Origin of the sequence: Acinetobacter sp. WCHA55 (assembly GCF_002165305.2) — a bacterium.
Classification (GTDB): Bacteria; Pseudomonadota; Gammaproteobacteria; order Pseudomonadales; family Moraxellaceae; genus Acinetobacter.
Map to the genome: position 1 here is coordinate 2,317,001 of NZ_CP032286.1, position 13,277 is coordinate 2,330,277.

14 protein-coding genes and 2 tRNA genes are annotated in these 13,277 nt (G+C 39.7%); 4 read left to right on the forward strand and 12 right to left on the reverse strand.

What is annotated here, in order from left to right:
- The first annotated feature begins 131 nt into the window (after positions 1 to 131).
- Positions 132 to 560 (forward strand): hypothetical protein, encoded by a 429-nt coding sequence (locus CDG62_RS14015; RefSeq protein ID WP_087527216.1) that lies wholly within the window; start codon positions 132 to 134, stop codon positions 558 to 560.
- A gap of 24 nt (positions 561 to 584) precedes the next feature.
- On the opposite strand, the gene CDG62_RS14020 is transcribed toward CDG62_RS14015, so the two are convergent.
- Together CDG62_RS14020 and folD are read right to left on the reverse strand one after the other, a co-directional pair.
- On the reverse strand, positions 585 to 1,271 hold the full coding sequence (locus CDG62_RS14020; RefSeq protein ID WP_087527215.1) for a class I SAM-dependent methyltransferase: 687 nt from the start codon (positions 1,269 to 1,271) through the stop codon (positions 585 to 587).
- 262 nt (positions 1,272 to 1,533) lie between these two features.
- Positions 1,534 to 2,382: a bifunctional methylenetetrahydrofolate dehydrogenase/methenyltetrahydrofolate cyclohydrolase FolD gene (gene folD, locus CDG62_RS14025; protein WP_087527214.1), complete on the reverse strand. Its 849-nt coding sequence runs from the start codon at positions 2,380 to 2,382 to the stop codon at positions 1,534 to 1,536.
- Between the two features lie 152 nt (positions 2,383 to 2,534).
- Here folD and CDG62_RS14030 point away from each other — a divergent pair.
- Both CDG62_RS14030 and CDG62_RS14035 read left to right on the forward strand, forming a co-directional pair.
- Positions 2,535 to 2,608 (forward strand) — tRNA-Cys (locus CDG62_RS14030).
- Between the two features lie 10 nt (positions 2,609 to 2,618).
- A tRNA-Leu gene (locus tag CDG62_RS14035) sits at positions 2,619 to 2,704 on the forward strand.
- Positions 2,705 to 2,845: 141 nt separating this feature from the next.
- Here CDG62_RS14035 and CDG62_RS14040 read toward each other — a convergent pair.
- The 6 genes from CDG62_RS14040 to CDG62_RS14065 all read right to left on the reverse strand — a co-directional run bounded on the left by CDG62_RS14040 (position 2,846) and on the right by CDG62_RS14065 (position 6,673).
- Positions 2,846 to 3,748 carry a helix-turn-helix transcriptional regulator gene (locus CDG62_RS14040; protein ID WP_087527213.1) on the reverse strand — a complete coding sequence of 301 codons (903 nt, stop codon included), beginning with the start codon at positions 3,746 to 3,748 and terminating at the stop codon, positions 2,846 to 2,848.
- 146 nt (positions 3,749 to 3,894) lie between these two features.
- Entirely contained in the window at positions 3,895 to 4,125 is a 231-nt protein-coding gene (locus tag CDG62_RS14045; protein ID WP_416232130.1) for a hypothetical protein, read from the reverse strand.
- Between the two features lie 202 nt (positions 4,126 to 4,327).
- Complete coding sequence (locus CDG62_RS14050) at positions 4,328 to 5,320, reverse strand: NAD(P)H-quinone oxidoreductase (protein ID WP_087527211.1); 993 nt, start codon at positions 5,318 to 5,320, stop codon at positions 4,328 to 4,330.
- Between the two features lie 230 nt (positions 5,321 to 5,550).
- On the reverse strand, positions 5,551 to 5,811 hold the full coding sequence (locus CDG62_RS14055; protein WP_087527210.1) for a DUF2798 domain-containing protein: 261 nt from the start codon (positions 5,809 to 5,811) through the stop codon (positions 5,551 to 5,553).
- Between the two features lie 28 nt (positions 5,812 to 5,839).
- Positions 5,840 to 6,142, reverse strand: coding sequence for a DUF3861 domain-containing protein (locus tag CDG62_RS14060; RefSeq protein ID WP_087527209.1), 303 nt, complete (start codon positions 6,140 to 6,142; stop codon positions 5,840 to 5,842).
- Between the two features lie 9 nt (positions 6,143 to 6,151).
- The gene (locus tag CDG62_RS14065; protein WP_087527208.1) at positions 6,152 to 6,673 is read right to left on the reverse strand and encodes a PadR family transcriptional regulator; all 522 of its coding nucleotides are present in this window, start codon (positions 6,671 to 6,673) and stop codon (positions 6,152 to 6,154) included.
- Between the two features lie 247 nt (positions 6,674 to 6,920).
- Between CDG62_RS14065 and CDG62_RS14070 the strand changes: the two genes are divergently transcribed.
- Positions 6,921 to 8,087: a sterol desaturase family protein gene (locus CDG62_RS14070; RefSeq protein WP_087527207.1), complete on the forward strand. Its 1,167-nt coding sequence runs from the start codon at positions 6,921 to 6,923 to the stop codon at positions 8,085 to 8,087.
- 126 nt (positions 8,088 to 8,213) lie between these two features.
- On the opposite strand, the gene CDG62_RS14075 is transcribed toward CDG62_RS14070, so the two are convergent.
- The 4 genes from CDG62_RS14075 to CDG62_RS14090 all read right to left on the reverse strand — a co-directional run bounded on the left by CDG62_RS14075 (position 8,214) and on the right by CDG62_RS14090 (position 13,236).
- On the reverse strand, positions 8,214 to 8,486 hold the full coding sequence (locus CDG62_RS14075; RefSeq protein ID WP_087527206.1) for a hypothetical protein: 273 nt from the start codon (positions 8,484 to 8,486) through the stop codon (positions 8,214 to 8,216).
- A gap of 144 nt (positions 8,487 to 8,630) precedes the next feature.
- Positions 8,631 to 10,247 carry a sulfate adenylyltransferase subunit CysN gene (gene cysN, locus CDG62_RS14080; RefSeq protein ID WP_087527205.1) on the reverse strand — a complete coding sequence of 539 codons (1,617 nt, stop codon included), beginning with the start codon at positions 10,245 to 10,247 and terminating at the stop codon, positions 8,631 to 8,633.
- A 150-nt stretch (positions 10,248 to 10,397) separates the two neighbouring features.
- A complete protein-coding gene (gene cysD, locus CDG62_RS14085; RefSeq protein WP_087527204.1) occupies positions 10,398 to 11,312 on the reverse strand; it encodes a sulfate adenylyltransferase subunit CysD in 915 nt (304 codons plus the stop codon).
- A 478-nt stretch (positions 11,313 to 11,790) separates the two neighbouring features.
- Positions 11,791 to 13,236: a capsule assembly Wzi family protein gene (locus tag CDG62_RS14090; RefSeq protein ID WP_087527203.1), complete on the reverse strand. Its 1,446-nt coding sequence runs from the start codon at positions 13,234 to 13,236 to the stop codon at positions 11,791 to 11,793.
- Positions 13,237 to 13,277: the final 41 nt, after the last annotated feature.

Below are 13,277 nucleotides of genomic sequence, written 5' to 3' on the forward strand. Positions count from 1 at the left end.
AATGCCTTCTCGAATGAAGGCATTTTTTACGTCTAGTCAAATTTTTTGCCGATACTTGATTGATTGAAATATCGTGAATTACACTTGTGTATGGCATACTAAGTACAAGAATAATGTTAGGAACTTTTTATATGAAAAATACGTATAAACTTTTAGGGTTAACTTGTATTGTTTTAGCAGTATCTGCATGTCAAAGCACGCCTCGCCAATACAATGGTAATGTTGGTTATCAAATTGAAAATCAATCAGAATCGAGTGCTACTCTTGCTTATACGCTTGCTGCTCGTAAGAATCAGCAACTCGATGAAAACAAATTACAACGTGCTTGCCAAAAAGTTTTAGGCTCACAAAAGAATTATAAATTGTCAATTTTAAGTATTAATGAAATTCCAAACACTGCAGCGGATGTTCCTGAATTTGGACGCCAAATTGGACAAACCCGTGCAACTTTTGGCTTAAGCAATACACCTGACCTACACCAAGGTGAAAACTTTGCAACACGCGAATCACTTGAAGCACGACCAAGCACACTACATGTTGTGCGCTATACCTGTTCTTAATACCTCCAAATGTAAAAAAAGGGCTTAGTGCCCTTTTTCAACATTTAAAGTTCGATAAAAACTTACGTTACGAAACTCTGGTGACTCGTCTAGATCTGGCCATGTTGTAGCACTACGCTCGTCAAGCTTCATGTACTGCGGATGACTAAAGTTTTTAACACGACTATCTGCTACCCAAACCTCGGGTGCAAACTTTAAAAACTCATCTAAAAAAAATCGATTACATTGATCATATAAAACATCGGCAGCCAATAAAACATCGACCTGTTCTGATTGATATAAGTCATCCAAATACTCTAGCTCTACATTATTTAGTTCCGCATTAGCACGGCAAGCATCTAAACTAATTACATCAATATCGCAACAAATCACGCGTTTTGCGCCCGCCATTTTGGCTGCAATCGCCACCACACCTGAACCTGCACCAAAATCCAAGACCACCTTATCTTTGACATGATGAGGCTCTGCCAGTAGCCACTGTGCCATGGCTAGGCCTGAAGCCCAACAAAAGATCCAATATGGTGTTTCATTCCAAATACGACGAATGATTTCATCATCCAGTTTATCGGTTGGAAATACTGGAGGAATGAGCCACAGTGAAATGGGTGTCTCAGGAAGTTGCTGAGCTAAAAGCTCACAATTTGGAATCACCTCATGCAAGGCTTGAAGTAAATGATCTGGGGCTTTGGGGAATTGGAAAGTACAAGTCATAAGTCATTGAGTACTTTTATGCTTTTACTGCGGGGTCTTGCAGCTAAAGTTTGGATTGAGGAATTAGCCTTCGGCTAGACCTACTTTTGTTTTGGCAAAAGTAGGCAAAACCATAGTCATTCGCTGAACGCGTTAAATGCCACCATCTATTTAAAATAGTCGCAGAAACATTAAATAATAAAGTCTTAGCTCAAACAACAGCGAATGACGTTATCGTGTATCCAATACTCGCTTTGAGGAAGTATTAGACTACTTTAAATAATTAACCTAAAGCCTTCTCAGCCGCTTCAACCGTTTGACGAATCAATGTCGTAATGGTCATTGGGCCAACACCACCTGGAACTGGTGTATAAGCAGAAGCCACTTCTTCAATACCGACCAATTGAATGTCACCTACACCACCACCATCACGTGGATGGAAACCAGCATCAACCACTACTGCACCTTGTTTAATCCAATCTTTTTGAATCAATTCCGCCTTACCGACCGCACCTACAATAATATCGGCTTGTTTTACAAAGTCTGCTAAGTTTTGAGTACGTGAGTGACAGATCGTTACGGTCGCATTGGCTTGAAGTAGCATCGCAGCCATTGGTTTACCCAAAATTGCAGAACGACCAACAACAACGGCATGTTTACCAGCAATTTCAATATTGTTTTCTTGCAAAATAGTCATAATACCGGCAGGCGTCGCAGAACCATATGCTGCTTCACCCATAGCCATACGACCAAAACCAAGACACGTTACACCATCCACATCTTTTGTAAGAGAGATTGCATCAAAACATGCACGCTCATCAATTTGTTCTGGCACTGGATGTTGAAGCAAAATACCGTGAACATCTGGATTTGCATTCAGTTTTTCAATTTCTGCCAACAATTGTTCAGTGGTGGTTTCTTTTGGCAGTTCAACTTTAAGTGAGTCCATACCAACACGGCGACAGGCATTTCCTTTCATACGCACATAAGTTGCAGATGCACCATCGTCACCCACCAAAATTGTCGCAAGAATTGGGGTACGACCTGATTTTGCTTTGAGCGCTTCAACGCGAGTTAACAAGTCAGCTTCAATTTGTTTTGCCAATGCACGACCATCTAAAACTAATGCCACGGCACATCTCCAAGTGTTGATATGAATCAATTTTGCACATAATACATGATAATTTTAAATATTTTTCGCTATATGCTGTTTTTATGCGCATATGAATGAAAGCACTATTGTTTTTTTTTCAGACCTTGCTAATATACGCATCAACAAGACGCGGCGGGGTGGCAGAGTGGTCATGCAGCGGACTGCAACTCCGTGGACGCCGGTTCGATTCCGACCTCCGCCTCCATCTTGTTAAAGCCCGAGTGGTGAAATCGGTAGACACAGGGGATTTAAAATCCCCCGCCCACAAAGCGTGCCAGTTCGAGTCTGGCCTCGGGCACCATTCTTATACTTCTAAGTATGGTGCATATAAAGAACCCAGCGTTAAGCTGGTTTTTTTATGTCTACAGAAAAGTCATAATACAATGCGCAAAAAAAGAGAGCACATTAACCCTCTTAGAAACAATACCCCATTCGCTTATCACTATAAGGGTGGTAATAAATAATGTTGCAGATCTTGTTCTAATTTTTCTTGAAAATGAGTTGGCTCAATAATTTTAATGTATGGAATCCAATAACGCACCAAAGGTAAAAGCTGCATTTCATGGCAAATTTGGCAATCAATTAATAAACTACCCGATGCATCTTCTCGTACGATTTGTTGCTCTGGCAATAACAAACGTTGCTTAAAATATAAGGCAACTTCAGGTCGGACCGATATTTTCACCGTTTGCTTATGCTTTGCAAACCAAATTCCATCACTATGTTCTAATTGAGTTAAAACCTCTAAATGGTGCTCGAAAATTTCCGACTCGTGTACAACCACTTGATTTATTTTACTTAAACGATAAGCACGTAATTCATCACCAACAGCTGCGGCCAAATACCAACTCCCCTGATGATGAATTAATCGATACGGGTCAACATGGCGCAATCGATCATTATAAATAAAACTAATTTTTTGACGCTTATGAATCGCGCCCGCAAAAACCTGAAAATGTTCAGCAAATTGCTGTGCATTTTCATAATAATAGCCTTTAGCAGAGAAAACTTGATTCGCTCTCTCATCAAGCAGGCCACGTAGAAAAGACATATCTAGAGATGGATAGAGCTCACTGATTCCAGAAAGCTGCGCAAAGTTTTGAATGTCTTGTAGCTTAAAGCGCCCAAGATAAACAGGATCTAAAAAGTACTTCTTGGTATATTCATCTTGAAGTAAAGGCAAGTACGTATTGAGACGATCAAAATCTCGCTCTATCGTCCGCGTACTCACCTGAAATTCATGTGCTAGTTCTGCAACCCCCAATTGATACCCAGTATTTAATTTAGTCAAAATATTTGCTAAACGCTCCGCAAGGCGTTCATGCGTTGAAGCTTTACGCTTCATATTACCCTCGCTGCACAATCAATGTTGCGTCTTTATTTATAGTTAAATGCCTAAGCATTATATTCAATATAAGTAACTGAATAGTATTAAGTAAAAGACAAACGATTAGCTTTAAAGCTATATCATGTTTTTATCAACTAAGGTGATCAATGTTTGTTAGATTTCTTCTTTTTTACAGCAGTTTGCTGATGCGCTAATCGCTCTATATAGCGCTCAAAATGAATTAAGGCTTTATACAGCTTGTGCAAGTCATCAGGTAAAACACTATTATAGATAACCGCCTTATGCAATCGCTTGAGTGCACGGAAACCATGCGCATGTGTATATGATGTCGATAAAATTTTCATGACAACCCTCTTTTCTGTTTTATTTTTCATTTAAAACCACGTAAATTTGTCAGGTTTAAATTTAGTTGAAAATTTACACCACAGTTTTGACAGGTTGTGTCGAACAGTTATCATTTTTTAATCTTTGTTAAATTATTTTCTGTTTTCAGTGCATTATTTTTATTTTTTGGAAAATTTTAGATAAAAGAAAAGCTGACACTAGGTCAGCTCTACTTTTTATACTATAGAAATATTACAGAATTTTTACCACAACTTTACCCACGTGTTCACCCGTGTCCATACACGCATGCGCTGCTTGAATCTGATCAAAGTCAAAAGTTTGATAAATCATTGGCAAGCACTCGCCTTTCGCCCATAGTGGTGCTACATAATCTTGTAAACCTTGCGCAATTTCAGCTTTTTCAGCCGTATTTCGTGCACGCATGGTCGAACCTGTAATGGTTAAGCGCTTCATCATAATTTGACCCAACTTAACCTCTTTCGCCTTCGCCCCCCCTAAAAAGGCAATATAAACCAAACGTCCATCGCGACGGAGCAAGTTTAAATTCTTTTCTAAATACGGTGCACCTACCATGTCTAAAATGACATCAACACCAGCATTTTCCGTTTTCTCATTGATCACGTACTCAAAGTCTTGCGTTTTATAATTGATGGCATCTGTCAAATTCGCAATGGCTTGCACTTTTTCATCGCTACCTACGGTTGCAAAGGTTTTAATGCCCAATGCTTTACATAGCATGAGTGCTGTCGTACCAATACCACTGGTTCCACCATGTACCAACACCACTTCCCCTGCTTTGGCTTTACCCATTTGAAACACATTGGCCCAGACCGTGAAAAAGGTTTCAGGAATAGCCGCCGCTTCCACAAAGCTTACATTTGCTGGAATATGTAAAGTTTGACTTTGTGGAACCACGCAATACTCTGCATAACCACCACCATTGGTTAAACCACAAACTTTATCTCCCAATTTAAACTGGGTAACTTCAGCTCCAACTGCAACAACCTCACCTGCAACCTCAAGCCCCGGTACTTGTGTTACGCCAGGTGGCATCGGATATAACCCTTGGCGCTGTAAAATATCTGGACGGTTAATACCAAACGCATGGACCTTAACCAACACCTCATCTACTTTCGCTTCAGGGATCGTCACTGTTTCATATGCCAGCTTATCCACATCACCCGGCTCTGTAATAATGACCTGTTGCATCGTTGTTTGTGACATGATTTATTCCTAACTCTTGCAATATTTTTCAAGTTTCATAGACCTATTTGATCATAGAAATAAATTGAAATGAAGAATACCGTACTTATGTATAGTCTGAAGACTATTTTGCTGCGTGATAGCGCTGATCATTGATATAAAAAGCAAGCTGCGACATGAATGTGACTGCATTTGACATCCCTCTCAAACATTACTTAAAACCATTAGGACCAGATGAAAAGCACAGGTATTCAGTTGCGTGTCTGATCAGACAAAGATACAAACTGCATTAGAAATTTACGAACCAGAGGCAAAAATACCATAATCAGAGGAAATGCAATTAACCAAGATAAGCTCCAACTTTTGAGCCAAAGCTGGAAGAAATTATGCACTAAGCCTTTATTTAGCAGTAAGTTAAAAGCAGAAATAGAACCACTCATTAGACCTGAAAGCAATAAAGGCATTAACCAATTTAAGTGTTTGATATGAATTTTGGGGAGCGTGTTGAACATAATCGACCTGAATAAATATAAATTAGCTTTAGCTTGGCGTTTTAATGGTTTGTTTTAACGCCTTCATAAATTGCCCGAACTGAGGCATGAAATCTTTAAATAATGGAAGCTCTTTATGCTCCAGCATCACTTCACTAAAGAGCTTTAAGCCAACAGCAAATGATTTTGCAGCTTCATCATCCAGCATTTGACTGCTTTGAATCATCTCTAACACTTTAAAAATGTCGTCGTGGTTATAGGTGTTAAAACTCAAAGTATCAGCATAGGTCGACGGGTTACCTTGCGCATCAGCAATATGTTTGAGTGTAACTTCATAACGATGTTGTTTCATTGTGTTCTCCTAGAGACGTGCAATATTCACCGCTGCTTGATCGATATGTTCTGCAATAGCACGAATTTGTTCAGCGCTCAGCTCACTGTGTTGTATCTTGAGCTTTAGGGAAGCTTTGAGATTTTCCATAGCACGTTTAATATCAAGATATTGTTCATTATTTTGAATTTGTTTCCTCATATCGAAACGAGACAAGATCTTTTCTACGTTTGCTTGCTCAGCCTCAAGATGTTCCAAACCGAAGGCCGTTATATGGTATTGCTTGCGTTCAGTACCATCTAACTCTACCTGAACAAACAGTTGCTCTTCTAAATAATTCAAGGTTGGATAGATCGTTCCTGCACTTGGGCAATACCCCCCTCCCACAATTTCACCCACCTCCTTTATGAGGTCATAGCCATATTTAGGTGCGAATGAAATGAGATGCAAGGCTAAAAGTTTCATCTGACCCGCTTCAAATCGGCGCTGCTTACGTAATACTGGCGCTATTTCCAAATCAGTAAAGGGTTCAACTTTTTGTGCTTTAGCCATACATAAGATAGAACTTTAAATAATTAAGATATATCTTAATCAAATTTTTAATGATTGCAACCTCAAATCCTGAAATAGAACATCAAAATTTAATTTAAGATAAAATGGGTAACCGGGAAGGATTATTCGATATTTTTAGATAAGATTGCTGAACAGTTGCAATACCGCTAAAATTTAACCTATGTTGCATGCTCCCCCTCCTCAAGTGAACTCTAACAAATATCCTAAAATTCAGAATTAAATTAGAATGACAGATCAACTCAGAAAAAAATTTGAAAACCTACAACTCAATGCTGGGCAAGGCAAGATCAGTGCATTTCTTTCTGTTTCCTTAGGCCTTTTGGGTATTTTTGCTGCTTTATGCTTTTTATTTCCAACTGTGTTCACCACACCAGAACTACGCCCGCTATATAGCAAACACTATGATGTTTTCTACTATACCCTACTGTTCGGTATTGTTGTCAGTGCTGGTTTTGGTACCTACAGTGCGATCATTAAACAGAATAAATATGGTTTTTATGGTTTGTGTATCACCATTTTGGCAGCTGTTTTAGGTTGTGGCTTAATCAAAGCACCGACACTGCCTACGCTACCATTTTATGCAGGTTTTGATTATTTCGTTATTACCTTAATCATCCTTGCTTTGGTTTTTATCCCGCTTGAAGGATTCTTTGCAAAAAATACTGAACAGAAAATCCTGCGCGTCGGCTGGGTCACAGACATGAAATATTTCATGTTTAGCCATATTGGCATTCAGCTTTTTTCGTTTTTAACGGTTATGCCTATTCAATATTGGATTACGCATATTCCCAATAACCCAATAGTGCCTTATGTACAAGCGCAGCCTATCTGGTTGCAGTTTATTGAGCTATTGATTGTGGTGGACTTCACCACCTACTGGTTACATCGTGCGATGCATGAAGTGAATTTCTTATGGCGCTTTCATGCCATTCACCATTCAACCGAACAAATGGACTGGCTAGCCTCTTCACGCTTACACATTGTTGAAGTGTTAATGACTCGTTTTATCGCAACTTTACCAATTTTCTTGTTAGGCTTTCATACCTCTGCAGTCTTTGCTTATTTGGTCTTTATTTCTTTCCATGCCATTTTTATTCACTCCAATGTACGTTTCCGCTTTCCCTATCTGCGCTGGTTAATCGCAACGCCTGAATTCCATCACTGGCATCATTCTTCTGAAAAGCCTGCGATTGATAAAAACTATGCTGCCTTTATCCCCCTTTATGACGTGATTTTTAAGTCAATTTATATGCCCAATCATTTAGCCAGTGTATATGGTACAGTGGGCTATAAAATTCCTAACAGTTTTGTGAAGCAGTTTACGTGGCCATTTAAACGCTATGTGAATAAGTTGAAGAAGCGATTAAACAAAGACAATAATCCTTCTTCATAAAGCCTGTTAATTAGAAATCTAAATATTTTTAATCTTAACTCATTCCTCCACAATCAATACCAAATAGAAAACCTGTATCTCCGCAGGTTTTCTTTCATTTTCCAAACCTTGTAAATCGAACTTAAATTACGCTCGCCCTTTAAATTCTTTTACCATACGATCACTCACGTCTTCTGGATAACACAGTGGCGCAGCACCACCTACTCGATTGTAAGCACTACGCTTACCACACCGACTTCCATTTCTTGCAGTATTGTAAGGACAAGGACAATTCTCCGAATACGCTTGTATCGATTGTTGAATAATTTTCTGCTTAATCGCTTCATCACTTTGGGTGATCTGTTTAGCATTAACACCCAAAGTTAAAGATAAACCAATAAATAATATTATTTTTTTCATAAAACCCCTTTACAAAAGAGGTATTCTATAGCACTCAATTTTTATTGAAATATCACATTATTTATTTGACTAATATTTAGACACCTAACATAAAATTAAAAAACCCACCTTACGGTGGGTTCCTTTTCAAATTCGCTCAATCAGTTACAGACGAACCAATTCCACAATTTTTTCAGCCAGCTCTTCAACCGCATCTTGCGTAAATGAGACATCCGTACCGTCTACAAGGTCAGTCACCACAACCACACCTGTTTCACGTACTAGCGCAACCTGATCAGCAGTTAAACCAGCTTTCGCAATCGCAACCACACCTTGTTGAATTAACAAGTTCTCAAGTACTTGTGCATTTTCAAGTGCTTTCACAGATACAGTTACCGCAGCAGGTTTTTGACCTAAACGTGCAGCACGGTCTTCCGCTGTGACAGGGTTGCTATGAGCAGACCATTCCACAGACTCTTCCACCATACCCGCACCAATCGTCACGTTGTTTAAACGGTCGATGAAGATAAACGAACCTGTATAACGGCTGTCTTGGTAACGATCAAATACCACAGGCGCATCAAACTCAACGGTGACATTGGCAATGGCGTTCAGCTCAAGGCTATCCACTTGCACCTTTTCCAATGTGTTGACATTGGTACGGTAGTTAATTGCAGTTACTTTTGCAGGAACAGTTTGCGTGCCTACTTTTAAGTTATAAAGCTTACCAATCACCAGTGGTTGATCTGCCATCCAGACCACAGTAGCATTCACTGAACGTGAAATTTCTGGCATCTTTTGATCTGCACGTACAAGTACGTTGCCGCGTGAAATATCAATTTCGTCATTCAGCGTCAACGTCACCGCTTGACCTGCAACGGCACGCTCTAAGTTACCATCATAAGTAACAATTTCTTTGATCGTTGATGACTTACCTGATGGTAAAGCCACGATTTTGTCGCCTACTGATACATCACCCAGCGCAACCGTACCGCAGAAACCACGGAAGTCGAGGTTTGGACGGTTTACATATTGCACAGGGAAACGGAAATCATTGGTCACTGAACTGCGGTTAATTTCTACCGACTCTAGCGTACCCATCAACGTTTCACCCGTGTACCACGGCGTATTTGGTGATTTATTCACTACATTATCGCCATTCAATGCTGAAATAGGCGTAAAGATAATGTTGCTTGGCTGACGATCACCCAATTGTGCGACAAAACTTGCATACTCAGTTTGAATTTCATTGAAGCGTGCTTCAGAAAATTCCACCAAGTCCATTTTGTTAATCGCAACAATAATGTTCTTAATGCCAAGTAAGCTTGCAATATATGTATGACGACGTGTCTGAGTTTGTACACCATAACGCGCATCAATCAAGATAATCGCAAGATCACACGTCGACGCGCCAGTCGCCATGTTACGCGTATATTGCTCATGCCCTGGTGTGTCAGCAATGATGAACTTACGTTTTTCAGTTGAGAAATAACGATAAGCTACATCAATGGTAATACCCTGTTCACGCTCAGCTTGTAGACCATCTACAAGCAGTGCCAAGTCAGGAGCATCACCTGTCGTACCGACTTTTTTAGAGTCGCGTGTCACCGCTTGCAATTGATCTTCATAAATCAATTTTGAATCGTAAAGCAAACGACCAATTAAAGTTGACTTACCATCATCGACATTACCGCAAGTCAAAAAACGCAATAGGTCTTTATTTTCATGTTGTTTTAGATAGCCCAAGATATCTTGGCTAATCAGTTCTGATTGATGAGACATTGCTCAAAACTCCACATATTCTTTAGAAATCGGTTTTAATCTCTTTAATCCCTCAAAATCTCCCTTTGTTAAGGGAGACTTTCCCCTTTACAAAAGAAGGGCTTTTCTCCTCTCTTAGAAAAAGAGAGGTTGGGAGAGATTTATCAACAGTTAGAAATAACCTTCTTGCTTTTTCTTTTCCATCGAGCCTGCTTCATCATGGTCAATCATACGACCTTGGCGTTCAGAGCTGGTTGCAAGCAACATTTCTTGGATAATTTCAGGTAGGGTATTTGCCGTTGACTCAACTGCACCCGTAAGTGGGTAACAACCAAGTGTACGGAAACGTACCGATTTCATTTGTGGAATTTCGCCTTCCTTTAAAGGCATACGTTCATCATCAACCATAATCAGTGTGCCACTACGCTCAACCACAGGACGTTCTGCAGCTAAATAAAGTGGAACCAATGGAATACTTTCCAAGTAAATGTATTGCCAAATATCAAGCTCAGTCCAGTTTGATAAAGGGAATACACGAATACTTTCACCTTTGTTTACTTTACCGTTGTAAAGATTCCAAAGTTCAGGACGCTGGTTTTTTGGGTCCCAACGGTGTTTCGAGTCACGGAATGAATAAACACGCTCTTTCGCACGTGATTTTTCTTCGTCACGACGCGCACCACCAAATGCCGCATCAAAACCATATTTATCAAGCGCTTGTTTTAAGCCTTGGGTTTTCATGATGTCGGTATATTTTGAGCTACCATGGTCAAATGGGTTAATGCCTGCATCTTTCCCTTCTTTGTTTTGATGTACGATCAAATCAAAGCCATGTGTTTTTGCCATGTTGTCGCGGAAAGCAATCATGTCTTTAAATTTCCAGCCCGTGTCTACATGTAGAAGCGGAAATGGAAGCTTGGCAGGATAGAACGCTTTGAGCGCCAGATGCAGCATGACTGCTGAATCCTTACCAATAGAATAAAGCATCACTGGGTTTTCAAACTCAGCAGCTACTTCGCGGATAATATGAATACTCTCAGCTTCAAGCTGTTTAAGATGAGTAAGTCTTTCCTCATTTAATGACATTGACAGCACCAACTCACAAAAATCGTGTACTTATTACACATGTAAAAATATATATGCATTATAAAGATTTAGTTATACACACTATTGCTTGTTTTATTATATTTATATGCAAAAACATCATATAAAACAAAATTGATAAGCCCTATTAGTTTTATTCAACAACTCTAACATTTAAAATAAACCTAGATATTACATCGGCTTCATTCAAAGTATGAAGCCAATTTACCAATCCACGCATCGATTCCCCCTCTAGTTTTCTACTGGGGAATACATCAACAAATACCTAAATCACTTTAATTTACGGTCTGTGCATCTAATTCAACAAATCTTAGCCTAAAAGACGAAAAATCTCGATTTAGTCGAGTTTATTGGTTTTCAATATCAACATCATAACCAAAAATGTGGATTCTAATTACCCTCGGATTAATCCGTAGAACATAAAAAACCCGCAATGAATGCGGGTTCTATCTCTCAAATATTAATAATGAAAAACGCGCTTATCCAAAGGTATTTCTATACCAATCGATGCACCCGCATCATTACCATGTAAGTCAGAATCACTGAACCAACCATTAATTTTGACTGGTAGATATGGTCTCATGTAATGTGACCAAGTTAAATCGATAGCTTTAATATCATCCGTTTCAGGAAAGGCTACATTGGTAGTACGACCAGATTGATTAACTTTCGCAAATAATAATCGACCATTTAGACGGTTCATTGTATCGAATCGAATATCTCCCCCCACAGATACCATTTCACCATCTCCACCCATAGCATGACCTAACGGGAAACCATGCTGATAGTAACCATCAGTATAAGTTGTATGATTATATGAAACCCCTAGCGCATCACCGTTGGTACGTGTATCGGCCCATTCTGTATAAAGTTGATAAGGCATGTTTTTAAAAGATGACGAATAATCCACGCCAGCAAGATACATTTTTTTAGAAGGTAAACCACCAGCTTCATCTTCACCTACATATTGACCATACAGACTCATAGGTATATTCAAAAACTGCTGAAAATTTAATCGAGCGTCAAATCCAGCAACCTGATTAGATGGATCTGGTTCTCCTGTACCGCCATTATCCTTGTTTCCAATAATGGCATCCCAGAATGAGCTAAAACTTTCTGGTCGCCCCTCTCCCCCCCACTGAAATGCACGGGAGGCACCCAATTCTAAATAAGGAAGAGGCTGAGCTGTAATACGTAGACCTACTAATTTTGTATCTGGAATGGCTGAGTAGTCATCCAATTGACCTGCAAATGCTTGATATTGCCACGGGCCAATCCATGACAACCATTTTGTTTCAAAAGCTGATTGATCTGCACGCTGGGCGGTAAACCCATAGACTGGGCGACTCGCATCACCTCGTAGAAGACTCCCATCATGACCAGGCCCCCAATATGTCGGTATCTGGCCAGCAATCAACCATTGATTCCACAATTTCCCAGCGATGTAAGATCCTTCAACATTAACGTCTTGATCGTTGTCAATTTGTGGGTCTTTTTCTCCATTCACTCTAAGGCGAACATCCCAGTTTTCACCACCAGCATTAAATTCCAAACCTGCTTGGTACTGTGCTTTTTCTTGATCCCCGAAAGCCTGCGGAATTTGTTTTTGGTCACTCTCTGCAAATAAACGCGCTTTAAACATCGCGTTCTCACGATCGAGATGAGCTCGCACTGACTCAATAACTTTCTGCTGAGCAGGAGTCGCTACTTTAGCCTGAGACAATACTCTTTGAATTTCATCACCGCTCATTGGCCATGTAGATGTGCTAATTTGAATCACACCCTGCTGATTTAACCAGTTTAGATCCGTTCTTAAATTTTGATCATTTAAAACGAGACCTTGAGCAAAGATACTCGTTGTTGCACCCATTAGCACAGCAATTGCAAGTGTTTTTTTTAGAAACATTCCGTTTTATTCTCAGGACTTAAAGCTAAGTGTTACCTTAT

What these genes read in the sequence shown, in the direction of transcription:
- CDG62_RS14045 (WP_416232130.1), bottom strand. Translation starts at nt 4,125, where the DNA reads ATGAAAAATAAAACAGAAAAGAGGGTTGTCATGAAAATTTTATCGACA.
- CDG62_RS14070 (WP_087527207.1), top strand. Translation starts at nt 6,921, where the DNA reads ATGACAGATCAACTCAGAAAAAAATTTGAAAACCTACAACTCAATGCT.
- CDG62_RS14055 (WP_087527210.1), bottom strand. Translation starts at nt 5,811, where the DNA reads ATGTTCAACACGCTCCCCAAAATTCATATCAAACACTTAAATTGGTTA.
- CDG62_RS14060 (WP_087527209.1), bottom strand. Translation starts at nt 6,142, where the DNA reads ATGAAACAACATCGTTATGAAGTTACACTCAAACATATTGCTGATGCG.
- cysN (WP_087527205.1), bottom strand. Translation starts at nt 10,247, where the DNA reads ATGTCTCATCAATCAGAACTGATTAGCCAAGATATCTTGGGCTATCTA.
- CDG62_RS14090 (WP_087527203.1), bottom strand. Translation starts at nt 13,236, where the DNA reads ATGTTTCTAAAAAAAACACTTGCAATTGCTGTGCTAATGGGTGCAACA.
- CDG62_RS14040 (WP_087527213.1), bottom strand. Translation starts at nt 3,748, where the DNA reads ATGAAGCGTAAAGCTTCAACGCATGAACGCCTTGCGGAGCGTTTAGCA.
- CDG62_RS14065 (WP_087527208.1), bottom strand. Translation starts at nt 6,673, where the DNA reads ATGGCTAAAGCACAAAAAGTTGAACCCTTTACTGATTTGGAAATAGCG.
- CDG62_RS14075 (WP_087527206.1), bottom strand. Translation starts at nt 8,486, where the DNA reads ATGAAAAAAATAATATTATTTATTGGTTTATCTTTAACTTTGGGTGTT.
- CDG62_RS14050 (WP_087527211.1), bottom strand. Translation starts at nt 5,320, where the DNA reads ATGTCACAAACAACGATGCAACAGGTCATTATTACAGAGCCGGGTGAT.
- CDG62_RS14015 (WP_087527216.1), top strand. Translation starts at nt 132, where the DNA reads ATGAAAAATACGTATAAACTTTTAGGGTTAACTTGTATTGTTTTAGCA.
- cysD (WP_087527204.1), bottom strand. Translation starts at nt 11,312, where the DNA reads ATGTCATTAAATGAGGAAAGACTTACTCATCTTAAACAGCTTGAAGCT.
- CDG62_RS14020 (WP_087527215.1), bottom strand. Translation starts at nt 1,271, where the DNA reads ATGACTTGTACTTTCCAATTCCCCAAAGCCCCAGATCATTTACTTCAA.